This is a genomic window from Methanosarcina sp. WH1 (assembly GCF_000970005.1).
Lineage (GTDB): Archaea > Halobacteriota > Methanosarcinia > Methanosarcinales > Methanosarcinaceae > Methanosarcina.
The window spans coordinates 3,049,725-3,069,656 of sequence record NZ_CP009504.1; the positions used below are offsets into that span (position 1 = coordinate 3,049,725).

Below are 19,932 nucleotides of genomic sequence, written 5' to 3' on the forward strand. Positions count from 1 at the left end.
TAAATGTACCCCCATTAATCTGAACCCATTAATTAGCAGTAAAATCCATAACCCATTAATTAGCAGTAAAACCCATTATATATCCATTACATTAACCGATATAAAGGCTTAAAATAAATTAATCTTCTTAAAAGAATTAATTTTAAGATCAACAATTTTAAGAATTTAAGAAATCCTAAAATAACCGTTTTAACAACCCCGGAGTGATCAGTATGAAGTTATCCGATATTGAGGAAAGGGACCTGAAAAAAGGGCAGCCTGAAAAAATAGAGGGAAAAGCTACCGTCGATATCATCGATGTCCTGGCTGAAGAAGGAATAAGTATCCAGGACCTTGCGGACACAGCTCTCGAAATGTATGTCCCTCACCCCGGACTTGAGACAAGGGAAAAAGCCGAAGCTCTGTTTAAAAGAGAACTAAAATTCGCTCTTTCGGACCCGAACCTCTGCCTTTTGATTTATTCTGGGGTCCTGCTGGAGAGAGAAGGCAGAGCCGGAAACCTTCCAAACCTCAGCAAAAGTTCTTATGAAAAAGACCTGAGTTTCATAATAGCTGATGAAGTGCTGGGCAACAGCATCGCAAACTATATAAGCGGTTCAAAAGGGACATTCGAGTTTGTCAGGTATGACAAACAAAAGCCCGGAATCCTTGCAAATCTGGGGCCTTTCATGGACGACGTAATAGGAGGGCTTATCGGGGGTGTCTCCTCCAATATGTATTCAAGAGGTATGGCAGAGTTTGAAAGAAACGACTAAAAAACAGGCGATAAATAATGAATTCATATTTACTTGCATTTAAGTCCGGTTTTGGGTTCCTGTCCACGATCCCTGTAGGAATCACTATGGAAGGGATCGACGAACTCATGAAAAAGATCTACTTCTACCCTGTCGTGGGAGCTGTACTCGGGCTTCTCATAGGAGCAGTTGCATACGTAGGGCAGTTGATTTTCCCGGATCCTGTTCTGGCAGCTCTTATTATGGGATCTGTATATTATTTTACAGGCTTTAACCACCTTGACGGGGTCACTGACATAGGAGATGGTTTTATGGCCCACGGATCCCGTGAGAAAAAAATCAAGGCCTTAAAAGACACAACCCTCGGGACAGGAGGAGTAGCTTTCGGCATGCTTGTACTGCTTGCCTTTTACGGTTCCATAAGATCGGTTCAGGACGAAGGCATTACTGCTTTTGGTTCTAATCTTCCGCTGCTTATGTTAGGGTCCATGTTTATAGCGGAAGTCAGCGCCAAACAGTCAATGTTAACAATTGCAGCTTTTGGAAAACCACTCCCACGACCGGAAAAACAGGCATATCCTGGCCTGGGGGAAATGACAATAAACGGAGCAACCCTAAAAAATTTCCTCATAGGCTTTATTTTCGGAGCAGTTGTATGTTTCCTGCCCTTCGGGTTCATCGGGCTGCTTCCCTATCTGGCAGCATGTATCTCGTCCCTGGTGCTCCTGAACCGAAGTTATTCACATTTCGGGGGCTTAAATGGTGACGGAATAGGTACTGCAAACGAAATTGGCAGGGTAACTGCCCTGATTATTATTGCGGTTATCCTCAATCTTTCATTAAACACCGGAGGTCTTAAATGGACGCTATTGTAATGGCAGGAGGGTTCGGGCAGAGGCTTGGAATGGGGGAAAAGCCCTGTGTTGAATTACTCGGAAAGCCACTCATTACCTATGTGATAGATACCCTTAGATCAACAAAAAGTATAGACAGAGTGTTCGTAGCAGTCTCACCTGTTACCCCAAAGACCGAGATCATGATCCAGGAACGCTATAAAGGCGAAGTTAAGGTAATCAGGACCTTTGGAGGAAACTATGTCGGGGACATGATCCATGCAGTAGAAACTGCAGAAACGACGGGACCAGTAATGATTATTATGTCCGATCTTCCCCTGATAGATACCGAGCTTATTGATTCGGTAGTTCGGAAATACAGGGAAGAAGGAAAGCCGGCACTTTCCGTATATGTACCTATCAATGTCTGTAAGGGAGCAGGAACCAGGCCGGATACCGTATTTAACAAGGATGGAAAACTTATCGTACCCGCGGGAGTAAATATCCTTGACAGTTCTCAAATCCGAAACGAACAGGAAGACTTTAATCTGATACTTGATAATCCCAAACTAGCAATAAACGTAAATACCGTTAAAGACCTGCAGCGCTGCAAGGATTTACTGCGGTGTACAAACTAAATTCTGCAGTGCTCAAACAAAAATTTGCTAGAGGTGTCATATATTTTATCCTTAAAAAACCTGATATTGAGCCGGGATGGAAAAAAAATTCTGCGTGGGGTCAACCTCGAAGTAGGAGACCGGGAAATCCACAGCATCATCGGCGCAAACGGCGCAGGAAAAAGTACACTTGCCTACACCCTGATGGGGCTTCAGGGTTACGAACATGAAGAAGGCAACATCATTTTTGATGGGGAAGATATTGCAGTACTTTCAATAACCGAACGTGCAAGAAAAGGCATAACCCTTGCCTGGCAGGAACCTGCCCGCTTTGAGGGGCTGAAGGTAAGGGATTATCTTGCAATCGGGGCAAAAGGCAATGGAGGCATTACAGAAGAAAAGATAAAGGAAGCCCTCAGGAAAGTCGACCTGAAACCTGAAAAATACCTTGACAGAGAAGTAGGCGAGGCATTGAGCGGGGGAGAAAGAAAGCGAATCGAGCTTGCATCTATCATTACCATGAAGCCGAAACTTGCAATTCTTGATGAACCTGACTCCGGAATTGACGTGGTTTCCTTAAAAGAAATCGTCTCCCTGATCCAGGCGCTCAAGGAAAACGGTTCGTCGGTGCTTGTAATCACTCACCGGGAAGAAATTGCAGCCGCCTCGGACAAAGCATCCCTTATGTGCGAAGGAGTAATCCTCAGGAGTGGGGACCCCGTGGAGATAAGCGAATTTTTTAAAAACAGATGCATACCCTGTGACAGCAGGGTATCCCCCCCAAAGGTGATCTGAAAAATGACTCAGATTAAATTGAATGCGCTTTCTAGAGAAACTGAAGACATAACTGCAGCTTATACAGCAGCTGGAGGAGATGCTGCAGTCCTGCATAACCATGGGCTTGCTAGCCTTGTGGTAAGCGGGAACAAAGTGCTCAGCGCAAACGGAACCGAAGGCATAGTGCTTGAGAAGAAAGAAAACGAGCACGGTGTGGACATTAAACTGACCATCAAAAAAGGGTACAAAATCCCCCTTCCTGTCCACCTCTGCTTCGGGCTGGTCCCTAAAGACGGGCTTCAGGAAATCAAAATGGACTTCATAGCCGAAGAAGATTCGGCTGTAGAACTTATCGCCCACTGCACCTTCCCAAACGCTGAAAAGGTTATCCACAAAATGGAAGCTGAGATGCTTATCGGGAAGAACGCGTCCCTGAAATACACCGAGACCCATTTCCACGGGCCCCATGGAGGGATTCAGGTACTTCCGAAAGCCCATGTAACGATAGAGGAAGGAGGCAGGTATTACACGAACTTTTCCCTTATCTCCGGAAGGGTAGGGTATATGGAATTCGATTACAGTGTGGATGCCGAAAAAGACTCGATCTGCGAAATGGTTACCAAGGTCTACGGAAAAGCAGACGATATAATAAAGATATTTGAAAAGATCGCTCTTAATGGAGAAAATGCCCGCAGTGTAATTAAAAGCCGGCTTGCCATAACCGATCACGCAGAATCCGTATTCAGGGGAATCACTGAAGGCCACGCCCCGAGAGCCCGCGGACACGTAGACTGTATGGAGGTTATCCAGGGCAACGCAAAAGCTGAAGCCGTGCCAATTGTCCGAGTGGACAACCCCCTTGCAAAGGTTACCCACGAAGCTGCTATCGGCTGCGTGGACAAAAAGGAAGTCGAAACCCTCATGGCCCGCGGCCTTGAAGAAGACGATGCAATAGACATTATAGTAAAAGGAATGCTGGCTTAAAATCTGCCTTCATCCCTTATTTCTCTGAATCCGGCATTCTGTAAACGGAGTTCAGCCGAGCAAGAACAGTTTACCAGGAAAATTTAGGAATCTCAACATGGAAGGAGGTGGAAAGTATGAGTGGTGAAGTAACAATCCTTGAAAAAAAGTATTCGGAAAAAAATCTGCAGCTCATTACCGGAAAAAAGGACATCAGTTCGCATACGATGGATATTCCCGAAGAAATGTTGCTTTTAAGTGAAGCAATAGAGGACCCCAGAAAACTTCCTTACCTGCTGGAAACCTTTTATACTGCGCAGATAAAGAATGAAAAAGCTTTTCATTTTGCCCTGCTCAGGGTCCAGGTAGATTCGGATATAAGGATGCATGAAGACATCCAGAGATACCAGCTGAGAAAATACGTAGCTGAAACCCTTGAGAAACTGCTATACGGGGAACTTATGCTTTCAGTCGGAGAAAACGCGGGGCTTGAAGAGGACTGAGGGCTCTGGTATTAAAAGAGTTCTTTCCTACCTTTACTATATTTCTCTCCCTCAAATTCAGGGACTTGAAGCAGTAATGAGTTATCCAAAACTCCTATTTTGGCATGAAAGTCCTCCCAGGTACTTTCATTATTTGTGCCTGTTATTCGAAGAATTTCATGTGCGTTTTTTCAAAAACCCGGACTTTTGATTTATATACCCCAGATTGAAGAAAGCCGGGGTCCCACTTCGACCAGAAACAAAAACAATATAATAATATTGACTAAATATAAATATATTGATTCAAAACATATTAAATAGGGGGCATAGCCCAGAAAAACGAAACTCGTTTTCTGGAAGGGTGGTTTTTTTCTTTTCCAAATGTAAAGGTTGGGATTCTTCCGACATGAAGAACCCCACCGCTTTTACAAAACAAATCTGGAAAAAGGGGGTTATAAATGGCAAGCAAAGAAGAGTTACTTCAGGAACTTTCGGATGCGATCATTTCCTGCAAGAAGGACAGGGTGATTGAAGCCGTAGAAAAAGCAAAAGGAGTGATGGAACCGGCTGAAATCATTGAAAAGGGGCTTGCTGCCGGGATGAACCAGGTAGGGGTTCTCTTTGAGAGAGGAAAACTTTTCCTGCCTCACGTGATGATGGCTGCCGATGCGATGACTGCAGGGGTCAAGATCCTTGAGGCGGACATACCTGCAGGCGCCCCGAAAAAGACAATGGGAGTCATTGTTAACGGAACCGTAGAGGGGGATGTACACGACATAGGAAAGTCCATAGTTTCCACCATGCTCCAATCTGCAGGATTTGAAGTTCATGACATCGGAAGGGATGTCCCGATCAAAAACTTTGTCGATAAGGCAAAGGAGGTCAATGCGGACATGATAGGACTTTCAGCCCTGATGACCACAACTCTTCCCGGCCAAAAAGGGGTAATCGAACTCCTCAAAGAGGAAGGTATGAGGGAGAGAGTAAAAGTCATGGTTGGAGGAGCCCCTGCAACCCAGGCCTGGGCTGACAAGATAGGGGCAGACTGCTATGCAGAAAACGCCAGTGAAGCCGTAGCAAAGGCAAAGGAACTGCTCCTTGGGAAGTGAGAATAAATGGCAACAGAATACGCTCTGAGGATGGGAGATGGGAAACGTGTCTTCCTTACCAAAGAAAAGATTGTTGAGGAGATCGAAGCCGGAACTGCAAATGCTGCAGACCTCGGGGAGATTTCTGCCCTGGACGGAAACGAGCTTGAAAAGCTTGCAGAAATCCTGATGATGCCCGGAAAGGCAGTTAGTGTTGAACAGGGCATGGAAGTGCCTGTTACCCACGATATCGGCACCATCAGGCTTGATGGGGACCAGGGTAACAGTGGTGTTGGGATTCCTTCCAGCCGGCTTGTCGGCTGCATGATGCACGAAAGGGCTTTTGGCGCCGATACAATGGAACTTGGGCACATCGACTACAGTTTCAAGCCGGTAAAGCCCGTGGTCTCAAATGAGTGCCAGGCAATGGAAGTCTGCCAGCAGAATATGATCATCCCACTCTTCTACGGGGCAATGCCGAACATGGGATTATATTATACTCCGGATGGGCCTTTTGAAAACCCGGGAGACCTCATGAAGGCATTTAAGATTCAGGAAGCCTGGGATGCCATGGAACACGCCGCAGAACATCTTACCAGGGATACAGTCTGGATCATGCAGAAGCTCTTTGCTTCCGGAGCAGATGGGGTCAACTTTGACACCACAGCTGCAGCCGGAGATGCAGACTTCTATGGAACCCTCCACGCAATAGAAGCTCTCAGGAAAGAGTTCCCGAACATGTACATCGAAGCCGGGATGGCGGGTGAAATGGTGCTCGGGATGCACGGTAACCTGCAGTATGACGGCGTAACCCTTGCAGGGCTCTGGCCGCACCAGCAGGCACCCCTGATTGCAAAAGCCGGGGCAAACGTCTTCGGTCCAGTGTGCAACACTAACACCAGCATGACCTCAGCCTGGAACCTGGCTCGCTCCGTGACCTTCATTAAAGAAGCCGTAAAGGCCTCAACCCTGCCCTGCCACGTTGACATGGGTATGGGAGTTGGCGGAATTCCTATGCTTGAAACTCCTCCGGTAGATGCGGTTACAAGAGCTAGCAAGGCAATGGTCGAGATTGCCAGAGTCGATGGCATATAGGTCGGGGTCGGCGACCCTCTGGGTATGCCGATCGCACACATAATGGCTTCCGGGATGACAGGCATGAGAGCAGCTGGCGACCTTGTAGCAAGGATGCAGTTCTCAAAGAACATGCGCATAGAAGAGGCAAAAGAGTACGTGGCAAAGAAACTCAACGTCGACATCCCGGATCTCTCAGACGAACATGTCATGAGAGAACTCCGTGAAGAGCTTGATATTGGAGTCATCACCTCCGTACCAGGAGCTGCAAAGGGTATTGCAGCAAAGATGAACATCGAAAAGCTCCTCGATATAAAGATCAACTCCTGTAATCTCTTCAGAAAACAGACAGGAAGATAAACCCTGGAGAGAAGCTCTATCGAAAAATGAGATAAGAAGTTATCAAAAAATAATATATATAAGAATATACAAAAAAAATAAACTATATAGAGTATTATAAAAAAATAATCCGGAAAAATTCAATCAAAGGGGGCTTAATCCGGAAAATGTGGGGTATTTTGCCGAAAAACGGAGCAGCTTTTTCCCTGCAGCCACGTTGAGAAAAAACGGCTGTCTTTTTGAAAAGTTACGGAAAAACGGATAGTAGAGACTATAGATAAGGGTTTCAAAGAAGGGAATGGGGGGACACCGAGTTTTCCTTTTTTTAGAGGCCTGTAGCTGGAAGCTAACAGGTTTTATCAAAAATCGTGGATTTTCCCCTACAGATGAAAGACTAATGGAAGAAAAGTGAATAAATTCGAGAAGAAGGAGAAAATAAAATGGCACAATGTAATGCAATTGCAGGATTTAATTCTCTTGAGGGCGTGGAACTGAATCTTTTTACCCGTGATGAGCTAAAGGCCATCCACTACGCCACAATGGAAGTCCTGATGAACCCCGGAATCCAGGTCTCCGACCCGGAAGCCAGGCAGATCTTCAAGGAAAACGGCTGTGAAGTTAACGAAAAGACCCAGGTAGTAAAAATCCCTGAATATCTTGTAAGAAGAGCCCTTCAACTCGCACCCTCAAGGTTCGTGCTCTGGGGACGCGACAAGAAGTACAACACCGTACAGGAGTCAGGGGGTAAGGTGCACTGGACCTGTTTCGGGACAGGGGTTAAGATGTGCAGGTACAAGGACGGGAAATACGTCACATTGGACTCGGTAGAGCAGGACATTGCAGACATCGCAAAACTCTGTGACTGGGCCGAAAATATTGACTACTTCTCCCTCCCGGTGTCTGCAAGGGACTGGGCCGGAAAAGGCGCTCAGGACGTCCATGAGACCTTTACTCCTCTTACCAACACCGCAAAACATTTCCACCACATTGACCCTGTCGGTGAAAACGTCGAACACTACCGGGACATCGTAAATGCCTACTACGGCGGCGACGAAGAAGAAGCAAGGAAAAAGCCGATCTTCTCTATGCTGCTCTGTCCAACAAGCCCGCTTGAGCTCAGTGTCAATGCCTGTCAGGTCATCATCAAAGGTGCACGTTTCGGAATGCCTGTAAACGTCCTGAGTATGGCAATGTCCGGGGGTTCTTCTCCTGTATACCTTGCAGGAACCCTGGTTACTCACAATGCCGAAGTCCTCTCAGGTATCGTCCTCGCTCAGCTCACGGTGCCCGGAACCAAAGTCTGGTACGGAAGTTCCACTACCACCTTCGATCTGAAGAAGGGTACTGCTCCTGTCGGATCTCCCGAACTCGGCCTGATCAGCGCTGCTGTCGCAAAGCTTGCCCAGTTCTATGGCCTCCCCGCATTCGTGGCAGGCACCTAGTCTGATGCAAAGATCCCTGACAACCAGGCTGGACACGAGAAGACCATGACATGCCTCCTTCCCGCCCTCGCAGGGGCAAACACCCTCTACGGCGCCGGGATGCTTGAGCTTGGTATGACTTTCTCCATGGAACAGCTCGTTATTGACAATGATATCATCAAGATGACAAAGAAAGCGATGCAGGGAATTCCGGTTTCTACCGAAACCCTGGCAGTCGAATCCATCCAGAAAGTAGGAATCGGAAACAACTTCCTTGCCCTTAAGCAAACGAGAATGCTTGTGAACTACCCCTCCGACCCCATGCTCATCGACAGGCGCATGTTCGGTGACTGGGCAGCAGCCGGTTCAAAGGACCTTGCGGCCGCAGCAAATGAAAAGATGATGGATGTCCTCAAACACCACGAAGTCCCACCAATTGATGCAGACGTCCTCAAGGACATGCAGGCAGTTGTCGACAGAGCTGATAAGACTTTCAGAGAGGGTTAATACAAAGGAGGAGACAAAAATGGCAAGCAAAGAAGAGATTATAGCAAAAGCAAAAGCTTCAATCACCGAGTTTGATGAAGACATTGCAGCTGAAGCCGCAAATGAAGCCCTCACCGCCGGGATCGACCCGGTAGAAATTATCGAACACGGGTATACTGCAGGTATGCAGGAAGTAGGCGAACAGTTCGAGCAGGGGACTCTTTTCCTTCCCCATGTGCTTGCAGCCGCTGAAGCAATGAAAGCAGGAATCGAGGTTCTGACACCCGAGATGGAGAGGCGGAAATCCAAAACCACAAAGCTCGGAACAGTCGTCATCGGGACCATCGAAGGAGACATCCACTCCATCGGAAAGGATATAGTTGCCTCCATGCTCAACATTGCGGGCTTTGAAGTGGTGGACCTCGGAAGAGATGTGGCCGTCAAGGTTTTTGTTGAAAAGGCAAAGGAACTAAAACCCGACATTATTGCATCCTCCGCCCTTATGACCACCACCATGGTAAACCAGATCCAGATTGAAGAACAGCTCAAAGAAGCAGGCATCCGCGGTCAGCTCAAGACCATGGTAGGAGGAGCCCCGGTTACCCAGGACTGGGCAGACAAGATCGGTGCAGACATCTACGGAGAAAGTGCAACAGATGCCGTCAACAAGGTAAAGGCAGCCTTGAAGCACTGAGAATCGGAAGAGCAGGCAGTCCCGGGAGTCCCAAAGGCTATACAGACCTGTCTCCCAGCACACCTGCTCAAAAACTCTAACAAAAAGGAGGAGTTGACATGGGTCTGAAAGCTTTGAAAGCGCAGGAAAGCAAACGAAAAATCAGTAAAGGGTATATGTGGGCTCTTTTTTGTGCTGTTTTCTGGGGAATCTGGTACCTGCCCGGAACTGTTGTGTGGGTACTTAACCCGTTTGATGAAATGTATGGGGTTATTGCCGGGACCAGCGGAGATGCAGTGTCCCTGGTTGTAACAGCGGCCCTGATTACCGCATTTAATGCATTTACAGTTATGCTGGCCCTCATGCTCTGGAATGGGGTGCTTGGAAAATTCAGAGAATTGGGCCGAACACTTAAGGAATTTCATCCCTGCTCCAAGTGGTTCTTCCTGGCTTCAATTTTCGGGGGGCCCATAGCAATACTTGGCTCCTTTATGGCCATGGGTTTTATTGGTGGAGCGTTCGCAGCCGTTGCTGCCCTTCTCTACCCGGTAATCGGCTCGATGCTTGCTTATTACTGGTATGGGGAAAAGATCAGCAAGAGGGCAGCCACAGGAATTATAATCATTATTCTTGGTGGAATCACAATCTTTGGCGGTGGGGTTATAACTGAACTTGCTGCGGGGGGAGTCCCCTGGATTGGATATCTGGGGGGTTTGATGGCTGCTGCAGGCTGGGGGATTGAAGGTGCAATTGCAGGCAAAGGGCTTGACATTTCCGAGCCTGATGTGGGGCTTACCCTTCGGTTTCTTGGGGAAAACATCATCTGGTGGATCATTATCGTGCCAATCCTGGCAATAGTTGGCTACCCTATGTATTCCTTTGCGCTCCAAGCATTTGAACCTCTGACACTGCTGGTCCTGATTTTTGCAGGGATCACCTTCGGGTTCTGTTACGTTTGCTGGTACAAGTCATTCCCGCTGATAGGTGTCGGAAGAGGGCAGGGGATAGGAAACCTCTACGGTCTGTGTGCTATTATCTTCATATTCCTCTTCTTCGGAGATGTCCCGCAGTGGACCATTCTTGTAGGAGGCACCCTCTGTGTTATTGGCAGCTTCGTCATGTTTACGGAAGAAACAAGCGCACTTGAAACCCTGAGAGGTGAGTGAAGGTGGGTACAAACCGTCCAATAAAATTCAGGATACTGGAACTTTTCCTGGATGGAGAAGAGCACTGGAACTATGAAATAGTTTCAAAAATCCAGGAAGAATATAATATGAAGAGAAATTACGGCAGGGACAGCATCAACTTTGACATTATCGAACTGGCTTCCGGCGGGATGTTGAAGGATGTGGAACAGAAGGTTGACGAGGAAGGAATCTACAAAAAAGGATTCCTCCTGCACAAATATGTGATCACCGACTTCGGAAAGGTCCGGGGCTCGGATGCCTGTCTCAGGTATGTCTAAAGGTAAGGAGGGAATAAATATGGTACAAACGACAGCTGCTATGGAAGCTTACAATGCTTACTGGGCAAACTCCTTCATCCCTTCCGCAGAGATAATGTGGATGGTTCTTATCCTGATCCTTGCAGTTATTGCTCTCTGGCAGGCAAGAACCTTTGTTTCGCAGTTCTGAAGGATAGGCAACGAAAATTGGAACCGGCAGAATTTGATTGAAATAAGCAGAATTTAAAACCTGTTACAGGACGTACCAGTCAATATTTTAGACGGTAATAGAAGATATACTTTTAATGAAACTTGATATACTTTTAATGAAACTTGAGAATACATCACGAAAATCAAAAAACAAGCGCCTATTTTATGGCGCTTACTCTATTTTTCAAAATGGTCAATATGTTTCGTTTTTGGCTGCTGCATAGCACCCTCAACACCGGTCTGTATCTCTACTTGATCAGCATATGCAGGATCTGCATGAATGTGCACAGGCATCCATCCACTATCGACCTGTTTTCGGATTTTGTCAATACGAATCCATGAATAATACAAGTAGAATTGAAGCTATTACTGCAATCGGCACAAGATACTTTCCTTTCATACGTAAATCTTCCTCTTCTTTTGCTTCGACGGAATATATTATTATACGTGCGATTTTCCAATAGCCCCAGATAAGACTTTACCAGTGAAGAGAAAAGCAAGGTCACAGTTTGCAGAATCTCTTAAGCCTGAGTTCTCTGACTTAAATTCGCTTAACAAAAGATCCGCATTTGTACTGCTCAAATCGGAATCATAGTAGTAATAGTCTGCGTCTAAATTGACACCGATATCTGAAACTCCATACGCATCGTTCACATCAACCATCATGTTATAGATTTCAGTACCCGGACTAGGGAAATTGTTTACAAACTCAGTATCACATACCGAAAGAACGTATACAGCTTTGTCCCGCTAGCTGAATAGACATCTTACCTGAGTCTGCATCTTTTTTAAAAGCTTCAGGATTCATGAGCACAAGATCGTATTTAGTAATCGTGTCTGGCACATTTATCTTATAATCTCCATATTTTTCAAGCTCGTTAAAACTTATTTCTGTGTAGTACTGATTTAAGGGTGTATCTACAGATTCATAACTTATTTCTGCACTTGCAGTCTCCAAACCTGTAAAAAAACATAGGGCTGCTAATACTACAAGGGTAGCTCCTTTTATGGTTTTGATCTTCACTTATTTCTCACATTCTTCATATTTATGGGAAGGAAATACAGGTTTAAATAAGTGTATGAAAAACAGTTAGAAACTTTGCACAAAAATTATACTTAAAACAAGTCACCACCTATTGTTTGTGCTTGAGTAGATCATTAGCTGTAGATTACTATATGCAGAATTTTTTATAATAGTCCGCAGCAAATGGGTTGACGGTCAGAATCTAGAAATGGGTATTTGCTGGACTGGCTTGGTCAAGGTCATAGGATGTGGGAATGAAAAAATGTGGAGTGATGTACAGGCTGATGGTTGAATCCTGCCAGTCAGAATAGGATTTATATGGGCTTCTCCATATCAAGCCCATAGAAGTGACAGGAATGACAGTAAAAAGAAAGAAAAAACAGAAAATGAAACATGGAAGCTATTTCAAGACGGATAAAAACTTCGAAAGGATCGTCCGGAAAGTAATGGAAGATAGCCGAGAGGTTCTTCAAGCCTTGAAAGAGTCCGGAAACTGAGACTCCATAAGACTCTTACTTTATAGGATATCCCTGCTCTCTCCTTTTTGCCTCTACATCTGCCAACTCCCTGATTTCTTTTGCAGCCCCCGGCGGAAACTCGCCAAAAACAGACATTACATACGCATATTCGCGGGCTGTGTTCACAGTTCCACCCATAGACACACCGTCGCGAAGCACACACTTATCCCCGCGATAGAGCCTCAATGCTGGGAGTGATGCTGGCTCGCCGTATTCGATGTCAACAAGCTGATCAAAGGCAGGTATCTCCATTAGCTCGCGCAGCGTCTGGTGCATGACCATGCATTCACCGCCTCCGTGCACATAATCAAGATCCTTAATGCACTTGTTTTCCGGGAGGATATTGACTCGCAGTGTGTATGGTTTCTTTGCTGCCGAGACCAACCTGAACAGGATAGTAGAAAAGGACTCTTCAGGGTGGATTCTTGCCCTGCGAAGGGCATCATATACCTCATCTGATACCCAAAATACCCGCGTAGAACCTGTGGATTGTGGGAATGGGATTTCTTTCCTGGAAACACAGAACAGGAACTCAAAATTATCGTTTTGCCGTACCGGATATTTTCGCTGAATATTTGGTTATATAAGCCGATCGATATCAAAAATTTTATGAATTATCGATGTATACCAATAAATTGAATAATATACAGATGAATACTAGCGTGAACATAATGAACCTGATATCTGCACTAAGGAACTGTCACAAAATAACTTATGCAGCCCCCTCTTTCTTAGGCTTGAATGTATAGTTTCACTCTCCGTGAAAACTCATCACGAATAATTCCTAATTCTTCAACCTTGTTCCTTAGTCATTTTAATCCCCTTTGGGTATTCATTCTGATCTAACATGCACTTAACTTTAAGCCCTTTTGATGTAGTTGTTGCGACAATAAGATTCACAATTACTGGCTCTTCGCCGTTTCGAGTGGGTACTTATATTCGTCACATGAATGTTGAAGTAGCACTTCTAAAATTCGGAAACATTTTTTGATGAAAACTACATTCAAGCTTGATGTTTCTCTTTTTAACCTGGCTACTTCCTAACTAGGCAACTATTTTCAACCCACATAAAACGGCGAAGAGCCCAATTACTTCATAGCTTGTAAGTGGTTTCCCTCTCCAATTAAAAGTTATATGAGAAAATAGTCTGTGCTCTATTTTATTCCATTTGCTTGTTCCTGGTGGGAAGTGGCAAACCGAAATTTCCATTCCAGTTTCATCAGCTAACTTTTGTAATTCCATTTTCCATAATCGTACTCTTTATCCATTACTCCCACCGCAATCAACAGTAATACAGTATCATGGGCAGCTTTGATCCGGAGCAGTTTATCAACTTTGTTATTGGATTACTTGACAATGTTTGTTCTCGGCGTAAAAGAGGTTTAAATCATATCATAATCGACAGCATAGACATCAATCTTGATCTTAACTGGTTTAAAATTTAAATCTTTGATGGAAAATTGGGGAGCACTTAAGCCTATTAGATCCCTCATTGAGGACGTATTTAAATTAGCCAAAAAAGTATGCAATATGGAGAATTTACACAGGTATACAATGCGTTCTGTAAAAAAGTACTGCTCTTTGGCTGTATTTTTGACAGGGGCAGTTACAGCTTTCTTTATTAGCGATAAAAAGAGATTAAAACGCTTGGCTGAGAGTTAAGAAAAAAAGCACAATAAATCTATCAGATTTACGAGTTTTTGGTTCTCTCGCCCTGAAGTCCAGATACTTTTTTACAGCTTTGGAGGCTTCGGGGCTTAAAAAAGTAAAAAAGTCGATTTTCATTTTTTGCCGTCTCAAATCAAGATACTTCACCCCTGTTTCAGGGTCATAACCGTTAAAAAAATCAGAAACTTTTAAATTGCCGATTTCATTTGCAGCCAATCCTGAACTTACACCAACTGGAACAAGAGCCTTTTCTATTGGAGAACATACCTTTAAAATTTCTTGTATTTCTTCTTTTGTAGGTATTCATGTATTTTCTTTTTTTGTTTTTGGGCTACTGCTCCCTCGTTGCATTCTCGGCAGTTTAATTTCAAAATAAGAATAGAAACTTTTAACCGCTGTCATTCTATTCTTTGTATTCTGCTGCTCCTTTATCCTGCAAAAATTTTTTAAAACCGGTAAGATACGATTTTATCCGTCGTTTCAGAGTCTTCGGATTGTGTTCATCTTTATCGGCTTCCCCGATTAGCTCTGTGGGAGATTTCCCCAAAAATTCTGTGAATTAACGCAATCCTTGTGAAAAGAATATGACTGTATTTTTACTGTTTAGGTTATCCATCCATTCTATTACCATAGAGTCTTCGCGTAATGTTTATAAATCCATCCTAAGATTACCTATTAAAGATATAAAGTATTAAAGATATAAAGATAGTACTTATATAATAAGGGTATCTCTAGATATCACAAAATATACCAGTCCGTATCGTCAACAGAGAGGTCTTCCTTCAAGCCTACTTCCCGCCTGGGAAGCTCAAAAGCATCGGTAATTGCATCGGAAAGGTCCTGCAGGTACTCTTTAGAGGAGAGGCTGTTGTAAATAAAGGGCTTATCGGGCTGGATCATCCTCTGAATTGTAGATTCCCTCGGGACAATATCCACTTTTATGTCGACCATTTCCAGGGCTTTTTCCATTGCAGTCCGGAAATCCCCGATACAGTATGCTATCCTGTGCCTGTAGTTTGCCCTTGTCTTTTCAAGATAAGCGGCAATTCTTTCACTTTCTATTTTTATGAAGTCTCTCTTGATCTTTGTCACATTACATTTTCCCATCATGAAAGTGTAGTGCATGAAAGGGTACTCTGTATCAAGTTCCCTTGGGGCAATCCCGCAGGTCCCGAAGGTGACTATGTGTACATCCTCGGGCTTTAAGAGCCCGAAAATTATCCTGTCGAATTTTTTGTGGGACGGGCTTTCATGGTAAGGCTTTCTTTTGGCGCAGGGAACGAAAATACATACTTCCCTGAAAGGAGCTTCATACTCATTGAGAACCCAGTCATTGGCTTTTATCATATCAGGATGGTAAATAATTCTCTCAGTATCAAGAGGTTCTTCGGAACGTTCATCCTCAGGGATAATGGGCTTCATAAGACCTCAGAGCTTATTGAGTCAGGAAATTATATATATAATTAACTAACCAGAATTATTCAGGATTTATTATTTTTTTAAAAACGCCCAGAAAAGATAAAATGGAATATTTAGCAAATACTGCCTGAAAAAAAAACACAAGAGTTTAAGAGAGATAAATAAGTTTATAAATATATTCACCAATATTGGTAGCGAAATAACACATAATGATACTTAACACAATTGGGGAGTATGCTTTTAAAAAGCAAATTTGGAGACCAGCACAGAGTTTTCTATTTAATGAGCATCCTCAATCCATCTGATATAATGTCTTAACGTGCTGGCCGGTATCCTCAAAGAACTCGAAAGAAATTCAAAAAACAATAGGGCAAACCGTCCCCAAATAGTGGTTTTATGGCGAATTCTATTCATGAGATGATCAGAGCAAGCTTCAGATGCGAGGACATGGTAAAATGTGTACTCGGTCTGAAGTCCCTTGACATCGACGCATACAAGGCTCTGCTTATGCATGGTCCCCTGACAGCAGAAAAATTAGGAGAGATCCTTGACAGGGAAAGGAGCACTGCATACCGTTCCCTGCAGAACCTTATAACTTGTGGAATTGTTTACAGGGAAACACGATCCATCGATAGCGGAGGGTACTACTACGAATATGTAGCTATCGAACCTCAGGAAATGAAACAGATGGTAAAGAAAAACGTTGATGAGTGGTACAGCCAAATGAATGAATTGATTGAAAAAATGGATGATAAAGTAAGCGCCCTCGTCATGCGGATGGACGATGAAGAAAACTGAATAAAAAAAGAGATAGAAGCGAAAATTTAAAGCAAAAGTATCACAAAAAAAGAAAATGAGAAAATAAAAGTAGACCGAATAAAGCTTCGGTCAAATTCATTATTTTAATCCATCTACAAAATCTCCCATTCTCTCGATTGCTTTTTTAAGGTCACCCAAAGATGCTGCATAAGCGCACCGCAGGAAACCTTCGCCTGCATCCCCGAACACATCTCCGGGAATTGTAACAACCTTCTTTTCATTAAGAAGACGTTCTGCAAAAGCAGAAGAGGAAAGACCCGTGTTTCCTATGTAAGGAAAAGCGTAAAAAGCGCCTTTAGGGTTGCTGCATTCAAGCCCTATGCTGTTAAAGCCTTTTACGATAAAGTGCCTGCGCCTGTCATATTCCCGGACCATCCGCCCCATTTCTTCATTACCATTGCGGAGGGCTTCTATTGCCCCTACCTGAGCGGTTATGGGAGCACAGAGCATGGAGTACTGGTGGATCATCATCATCGAATGGATAATATCCGGAGCGCCCATTGCAAAACCGAGTCTTAACCCTGTCATTGCATAAGCTTTGGAAAACCCATTCAGCATGACAGTCCGGTTTTTCATACCTTCGAGAGAAGAGAACGGAACATGGCTGCCACCATAAGTCAGGCACTCGTAAACCTCGTCCGAGATCACAAATAAATCGTTCTCAACAACAAGGTCAGCGATGTCCTCCATTCCCCCCTGTTCCATAATTGCGCCTGTAGGGTTGTTAGGGAAGTTGAGGATGATTGCCTTGGTTTTGCTGGTGATTGCAGGTTTCAGGGCTTCTGCAGTAAGGGCGAACTCATCATCTCTGTGGGTAGAAACAATAACAGGCTTGCCCCCTGCCAGAACCACTGAAGGGACGTATGCCACATAGGAGGGTTGAACCACAATTACCTCGTCTCCAGGATTGACCACAGACCTGACTGCTATATCAAGAGCTTCGCTTACTCCTGTGGTAATCAGGATTTCGGATGCAGGGTTATAGTCCAGGCCGTAGCGCCTGTAATAGGTTCTTGAAAGTTCGTCTCTGAGTTCCGGAAGTCCGTAGTTTGAGGTATATGAAGTCTGCCCCTTTTCGAGAGAGTGGATGCACATCTCACGGATATGCCAGGGAGTGATAAAATCAGGCTCTCCTACACCAAGAGAGATTATATCCTCAAGTCCGGAAACCAGATCAAAAAAACGGCGTATTCCTGATGGAGGGATACTCTTTACAGCTTCCGCAACAAATTTTGAAGGATCACATGGAGGTCTCAAGCAAACACCTCTATAAAAAACTATATGAGTTATGTAAAATGTAAAACGTGATAAGGTGGATCAGGTCTTAAGCGCCATCACATTAAAACGATACCGGAAGCCTTTGAATTAACTCAGGTTCGTGGAGGATTACCCCATCTTCCTTATAGGTCTTCAGCACGAAATGAGTGGACGTACTCTGGACCTGGTCAAGAGTGGCGATTTTTTCTGCCACAAAAAAAGCCACGTCCTTCATTGACTTCCCCCTGACTGTAAGAGAGATGTCATAGTTCCCGGACAGAAGCCTGACAGACCTGACTTCCGGGAACTTGTAGATTCTTTCTGCAATTGCCTGATAGCCCTGGTTACGCTCGAGAGTGACCTTCAACTCAATTACGGCGTAAACGTAGTTTTCCCCAACCAGGTCCCAATCAACTATGGTCTTATAGTGCCGAATAACTCCTGTTTCTTCAAGCTTTGCAATCGTCTGGGAAATTTCCTGTGCGGATGTTCCTGTCAGGGTTGCAATTTCTTCCGGGCTTGTTCGAGCATCATTTTCAAGAATTTCCAGTATATGTCGAATTATTTCGTCCACGTTGATCACCGGCACAAAGTTATGGGATATTGGCACAGAACCCCGGATGAGGGGTAAGGGCTCTCTTCAATTATTCAATTAATACAGCGTTTACAACTCCGTCCTGCCCAGGTCTGCTTGTAACTCTAGCAGTGCCCATGGGAGTCCTTATAACGGAACCCTTTGTCAGAATGTTACGCCTGATATAGTGCTTGTTTGCAGTGTTATCAATTACAGTCTCAATGGGTGCGGTAACTGTCTTCCCGTCTTTAGGATTTGTCACATTTGCAACATTAGACTGGAGAAGCCTTACTTTCCTGTTACCTCCCATAGTAGAAACGTTCTTTCTTTTTACTTCGCTGATACGGGTTTCCGCAGATTCGCGGCCCATCTCAAACTTTCGCTTTCCGCGGGCAGCAATAACCTTCCCACCGGTAACTTTTCTTCTGGAGTTGCCTTGCCATCTCATTATTAAAACCTCGTTATTGTATTGAAATATAAGCCAAAATTTAGATTTAATATTGTATTTAATGCTACTACTAAAGCTGGTTTTTAGTGGACTTCACGAGTCCAAATAGTAAATATCCTGTAATCCTGGTGACCCTGATCTGGTGATCCTTTTTCAAAGCATAAGCATACCTGTCAGTGCTTAATTGCTCTGCTAATATATTAATGTATTAACAGGAATACTTTAATTAGCATATTTGCTATGGATTTAGCAATACGAATAGAATCGTATAAGAACTTTGCGATCACATCGCCAGAAAAACCTTATCTTCCGGAAAGCACCTGCATACGAGTAACTGTAGCTGAAAAAATAGCATCTGAAGACCGTAAAGTTACCGGCATAAAATGGGGCATAAAAAGTTGGCCACGGAAAAATATATATGTAAAATTAAATAAAAAAAGATTGAGAAAAAAAGATTCAGGTACAGGGCAAAAGGGAAATCTCATCTAATAATGTATTGAAGACCCTTCAGACCCCGGACGATTATGCAGAATTACAGGAGGAAAAACAATGGTTTCTGAACTTTCACTCAATACCGTCTGCGGACATACAACAAAAGTTATTGCTACAAAAGAAGGTAAAAACACACACGTGCATATCAAAACCACCTGTGAAAAACTAAGGAAATGGGGCACACAATTCGATATGGGTATGAAAGACCTTATGGGCGGCCCTGAGACCGTGCTTGCCCAGAAAATGGCTGAAGCCCCTTTAACTCCCACCTGCCTTGTCCCAGCTGCAATAATGAATGCCTGCTGGCTTGAAAATGGCATGATTTCTAAAAACCTTGCCAGGGAAATGGGAAAAATGGAGATTATTTTTGACAAACTTGAGTGAGGATTCCTTAATTTTTAGTAATTCAATCTTTATTATTCTGCTTGAGGCAGTAAGTTAGAAACCAAACTCACTAAAAAAGGAAGAGTACTGCGAAAAAATCCGTTATAGATCAAAACTCGAGAGTATTTATATCAGAGTGGGTTGTGTATAATTTAGCCAAAACTCAACAAACATATATATACAATAAG

At 44.1% G+C, this 19,932-nt stretch carries 24 protein-coding genes and 5 pseudogenes; 19 read left to right on the plus strand and 10 right to left on the minus strand.

Annotated features, from left to right (window positions below; translation table 11 throughout):
* Window positions 1-212: 212 nt before the first annotated feature.
* The 13 genes and pseudogenes from cobZ (at window position 213) to MSWH1_RS19715 (ending at window position 11,121) form a co-directional block, all read left to right on the plus strand.
* Window positions 213-755 carry an alpha-ribazole phosphatase CobZ gene (gene cobZ, locus MSWH1_RS13380; protein WP_048129285.1) on the plus strand — a complete coding sequence of 181 codons (543 nt, stop codon included), beginning with the start codon at window positions 213-215 and terminating at the stop codon, window positions 753-755.
* A gap of 17 nt (window positions 756-772) precedes the next feature.
* Complete coding sequence (gene cobS, locus MSWH1_RS13385; protein WP_048129287.1) at window positions 773-1,609, plus strand: adenosylcobinamide-GDP ribazoletransferase; 837 nt, start codon at window positions 773-775, stop codon at window positions 1,607-1,609.
* On the plus strand, window positions 1,594-2,205 hold the full coding sequence (locus tag MSWH1_RS13390) for an NTP transferase domain-containing protein (protein ID WP_048129289.1): 612 nt from the start codon (window positions 1,594-1,596) through the stop codon (window positions 2,203-2,205). The genes cobS and MSWH1_RS13390 overlap by 16 nt, the downstream gene beginning before the upstream one ends.
* Window positions 2,206-2,271: 66 nt before the next feature.
* The gene (locus MSWH1_RS13395; RefSeq protein ID WP_048129291.1) at window positions 2,272-2,979 is read left to right on the plus strand and encodes an ABC transporter ATP-binding protein; all 708 of its coding nucleotides are present in this window, start codon (window positions 2,272-2,274) and stop codon (window positions 2,977-2,979) included.
* Window positions 2,980-2,982: 3 nt separating this feature from the next.
* The gene (locus tag MSWH1_RS13400; protein ID WP_048129293.1) at window positions 2,983-3,945 is read left to right on the plus strand and encodes a SufD family Fe-S cluster assembly protein; all 963 of its coding nucleotides are present in this window, start codon (window positions 2,983-2,985) and stop codon (window positions 3,943-3,945) included.
* 116 nt (window positions 3,946-4,061) lie between these two features.
* Window positions 4,062-4,427 (plus strand): hypothetical protein, encoded by a 366-nt coding sequence (locus MSWH1_RS13405; protein WP_048129295.1) that lies wholly within the window; start codon window positions 4,062-4,064, stop codon window positions 4,425-4,427.
* Between the two features lie 437 nt (window positions 4,428-4,864).
* Entirely contained in the window at window positions 4,865-5,515 is a 651-nt protein-coding gene (mtbC, locus tag MSWH1_RS13410) for a dimethylamine corrinoid protein MtbC (protein ID WP_048129297.1), read from the plus strand.
* A gap of 6 nt (window positions 5,516-5,521) precedes the next feature.
* A pseudogene (mtbB, locus tag MSWH1_RS13415) lies at window positions 5,522-6,928 on the plus strand ([dimethylamine--corrinoid protein] Co-methyltransferase).
* A 419-nt stretch (window positions 6,929-7,347) separates the two neighbouring features.
* Window positions 7,348-8,835, plus strand: a pseudogene (gene mttB, locus MSWH1_RS13430) ([trimethylamine--corrinoid protein] Co-methyltransferase).
* Window positions 8,836-8,854: 19 nt separating this feature from the next.
* Entirely contained in the window at window positions 8,855-9,508 is a 654-nt protein-coding gene (locus tag MSWH1_RS13440; protein WP_048129310.1) for a B12-binding domain-containing protein, read from the plus strand.
* A gap of 98 nt (window positions 9,509-9,606) precedes the next feature.
* Window positions 9,607-10,653 carry a DMT family transporter gene (locus MSWH1_RS13445; protein WP_048129312.1) on the plus strand — a complete coding sequence of 349 codons (1,047 nt, stop codon included), beginning with the start codon at window positions 9,607-9,609 and terminating at the stop codon, window positions 10,651-10,653.
* 2 nt (window positions 10,654-10,655) lie between these two features.
* The gene (locus MSWH1_RS13450; protein WP_048129315.1) at window positions 10,656-10,952 is read left to right on the plus strand and encodes a hypothetical protein; all 297 of its coding nucleotides are present in this window, start codon (window positions 10,656-10,658) and stop codon (window positions 10,950-10,952) included.
* A 19-nt stretch (window positions 10,953-10,971) separates the two neighbouring features.
* Window positions 10,972-11,121, plus strand: a complete 150-nt coding sequence (locus MSWH1_RS19715; protein WP_197073937.1) for a hypothetical protein — start codon at window positions 10,972-10,974, stop codon at window positions 11,119-11,121.
* A gap of 461 nt (window positions 11,122-11,582) precedes the next feature.
* Here MSWH1_RS19715 and MSWH1_RS13455 read toward each other — a convergent pair.
* Both MSWH1_RS13455 and MSWH1_RS13460 read right to left on the minus strand, forming a co-directional pair.
* A pseudogene (locus tag MSWH1_RS13455) lies at window positions 11,583-11,825 on the minus strand (hypothetical protein); the annotation flags it as partial.
* 31 nt (window positions 11,826-11,856) lie between these two features.
* A complete protein-coding gene (locus MSWH1_RS13460; protein WP_048129319.1) occupies window positions 11,857-12,165 on the minus strand; it encodes a hypothetical protein in 309 nt (102 codons plus the stop codon).
* Between the two features lie 356 nt (window positions 12,166-12,521).
* On the opposite strand from MSWH1_RS13460, the gene MSWH1_RS19305 reads away from it, so the two are divergent.
* Window positions 12,522-12,662 (plus strand): hypothetical protein, encoded by a 141-nt coding sequence (locus MSWH1_RS19305; protein WP_156148189.1) that lies wholly within the window; start codon window positions 12,522-12,524, stop codon window positions 12,660-12,662.
* A 15-nt stretch (window positions 12,663-12,677) separates the two neighbouring features.
* Here MSWH1_RS19305 and MSWH1_RS13465 read toward each other — a convergent pair whose 3' ends face one another.
* A complete protein-coding gene (locus MSWH1_RS13465; protein ID WP_156148190.1) occupies window positions 12,678-12,965 on the minus strand; it encodes a hypothetical protein in 288 nt (95 codons plus the stop codon).
* Window positions 12,966-13,026: 61 nt separating this feature from the next.
* Here MSWH1_RS13465 and MSWH1_RS19310 point away from each other — a divergent pair, with 61 nt between their 5' ends.
* The gene (locus MSWH1_RS19310) at window positions 13,027-13,254 is read left to right on the plus strand and encodes a hypothetical protein (protein ID WP_156148191.1); all 228 of its coding nucleotides are present in this window, start codon (window positions 13,027-13,029) and stop codon (window positions 13,252-13,254) included.
* 221 nt (window positions 13,255-13,475) lie between these two features.
* Here the strand turns inward: MSWH1_RS19310 and MSWH1_RS19315 are convergent, their stop codons facing one another.
* Both MSWH1_RS19315 and MSWH1_RS13470 read right to left on the minus strand, forming a co-directional pair.
* The gene (locus tag MSWH1_RS19315) at window positions 13,476-13,583 is read right to left on the minus strand and encodes a hypothetical protein (protein WP_369798532.1); all 108 of its coding nucleotides are present in this window, start codon (window positions 13,581-13,583) and stop codon (window positions 13,476-13,478) included.
* 186 nt (window positions 13,584-13,769) lie between these two features.
* Window positions 13,770-13,976: pseudogene (locus MSWH1_RS13470) on the minus strand (ISAzo13 family transposase); the annotation flags it as partial.
* Here MSWH1_RS13470 and MSWH1_RS20940 point away from each other — a divergent pair.
* Window positions 13,976-14,345 (plus strand): annotated as a pseudogene (locus MSWH1_RS20940) (IS5/IS1182 family transposase); the annotation flags it as partial. The pseudogenes MSWH1_RS13470 and MSWH1_RS20940 sit on opposite strands and share 1 nt — an antisense overlap.
* Here the strand turns inward: MSWH1_RS20940 and MSWH1_RS13475 are convergent.
* A complete protein-coding gene (locus MSWH1_RS13475) occupies window positions 14,322-14,567 on the minus strand; it encodes a hypothetical protein (protein ID WP_048129327.1) in 246 nt (81 codons plus the stop codon). The pseudogene MSWH1_RS20940 and the gene MSWH1_RS13475 sit on opposite strands and share 24 nt — an antisense overlap.
* A 522-nt stretch (window positions 14,568-15,089) precedes the next feature.
* Entirely contained in the window at window positions 15,090-15,773 is a 684-nt protein-coding gene (locus MSWH1_RS13480) for a DUF5591 domain-containing protein (RefSeq protein WP_048129329.1), read from the minus strand.
* Window positions 15,774-16,166: 393 nt separating this feature from the next.
* On the opposite strand from MSWH1_RS13480, the gene MSWH1_RS13485 reads away from it, so the two are divergent.
* Entirely contained in the window at window positions 16,167-16,568 is a 402-nt protein-coding gene (locus tag MSWH1_RS13485) for a helix-turn-helix domain-containing protein (RefSeq protein ID WP_048129331.1), read from the plus strand.
* Between the two features lie 99 nt (window positions 16,569-16,667).
* Here the strand turns inward: MSWH1_RS13485 and MSWH1_RS13490 are convergent, their stop codons facing one another.
* The 3 genes from MSWH1_RS13490 to MSWH1_RS13500 form a co-directional block, all read right to left on the minus strand.
* Entirely contained in the window at window positions 16,668-17,846 is a 1,179-nt protein-coding gene (locus MSWH1_RS13490) for an aminotransferase class I/II-fold pyridoxal phosphate-dependent enzyme (RefSeq protein WP_048129333.1), read from the minus strand.
* A gap of 82 nt (window positions 17,847-17,928) precedes the next feature.
* On the minus strand, window positions 17,929-18,420 hold the full coding sequence (locus tag MSWH1_RS13495; protein WP_048130578.1) for an Lrp/AsnC family transcriptional regulator: 492 nt from the start codon (window positions 18,418-18,420) through the stop codon (window positions 17,929-17,931).
* A gap of 70 nt (window positions 18,421-18,490) precedes the next feature.
* Window positions 18,491-18,868 (minus strand): 30S ribosomal protein S8e, encoded by a 378-nt coding sequence (locus MSWH1_RS13500; RefSeq protein WP_048129335.1) that lies wholly within the window; start codon window positions 18,866-18,868, stop codon window positions 18,491-18,493.
* Window positions 18,869-19,108: 240 nt separating this feature from the next.
* Here MSWH1_RS13500 and MSWH1_RS13505 point away from each other — a divergent pair, with 240 nt between their 5' ends.
* Both MSWH1_RS13505 and MSWH1_RS13510 read left to right on the plus strand, forming a co-directional pair.
* On the plus strand, window positions 19,109-19,357 hold the full coding sequence (locus tag MSWH1_RS13505) for a hypothetical protein (RefSeq protein ID WP_048129337.1): 249 nt from the start codon (window positions 19,109-19,111) through the stop codon (window positions 19,355-19,357).
* 60 nt (window positions 19,358-19,417) lie between these two features.
* On the plus strand, window positions 19,418-19,744 hold the full coding sequence (locus MSWH1_RS13510; RefSeq protein WP_048129339.1) for a DUF6951 family protein: 327 nt from the start codon (window positions 19,418-19,420) through the stop codon (window positions 19,742-19,744).
* Window positions 19,745-19,932 lie beyond the last annotated feature (188 nt).

Coding starts and splice junctions, on each gene's coding strand:
- MSWH1_RS13500 (WP_048129335.1), bottom strand. CDS start 18,868: ATGAGATGGCAAGGCAACTCCAGAAGAAAAGTTACCGGTGGGAAGGTT.
- MSWH1_RS13390 (WP_048129289.1), top strand. CDS start 1,594: ATGGACGCTATTGTAATGGCAGGAGGGTTCGGGCAGAGGCTTGGAATG.
- MSWH1_RS13510 (WP_048129339.1), top strand. CDS start 19,418: ATGGTTTCTGAACTTTCACTCAATACCGTCTGCGGACATACAACAAAA.
- MSWH1_RS13405 (WP_048129295.1), top strand. CDS start 4,062: ATGAGTGGTGAAGTAACAATCCTTGAAAAAAAGTATTCGGAAAAAAAT.
- MSWH1_RS13480 (WP_048129329.1), bottom strand. CDS start 15,773: ATGAAGCCCATTATCCCTGAGGATGAACGTTCCGAAGAACCTCTTGAT.
- MSWH1_RS19305 (WP_156148189.1), top strand. CDS start 12,522: ATGACAGTAAAAAGAAAGAAAAAACAGAAAATGAAACATGGAAGCTAT.
- cobS (WP_048129287.1), top strand. CDS start 773: ATGAATTCATATTTACTTGCATTTAAGTCCGGTTTTGGGTTCCTGTCC.
- MSWH1_RS13400 (WP_048129293.1), top strand. CDS start 2,983: ATGACTCAGATTAAATTGAATGCGCTTTCTAGAGAAACTGAAGACATA.
- MSWH1_RS19715 (WP_197073937.1), top strand. CDS start 10,972: ATGGTACAAACGACAGCTGCTATGGAAGCTTACAATGCTTACTGGGCA.
- mtbC (WP_048129297.1), top strand. CDS start 4,865: ATGGCAAGCAAAGAAGAGTTACTTCAGGAACTTTCGGATGCGATCATT.
- MSWH1_RS13465 (WP_156148190.1), bottom strand. CDS start 12,965: ATGGTCATGCACCAGACGCTGCGCGAGCTAATGGAGATACCTGCCTTT.
- MSWH1_RS13485 (WP_048129331.1), top strand. CDS start 16,167: ATGGCGAATTCTATTCATGAGATGATCAGAGCAAGCTTCAGATGCGAG.
- MSWH1_RS13440 (WP_048129310.1), top strand. CDS start 8,855: ATGGCAAGCAAAGAAGAGATTATAGCAAAAGCAAAAGCTTCAATCACC.
- MSWH1_RS13445 (WP_048129312.1), top strand. CDS start 9,607: ATGGGTCTGAAAGCTTTGAAAGCGCAGGAAAGCAAACGAAAAATCAGT.
- cobZ (WP_048129285.1), top strand. CDS start 213: ATGAAGTTATCCGATATTGAGGAAAGGGACCTGAAAAAAGGGCAGCCT.
- MSWH1_RS13505 (WP_048129337.1), top strand. CDS start 19,109: ATGGATTTAGCAATACGAATAGAATCGTATAAGAACTTTGCGATCACA.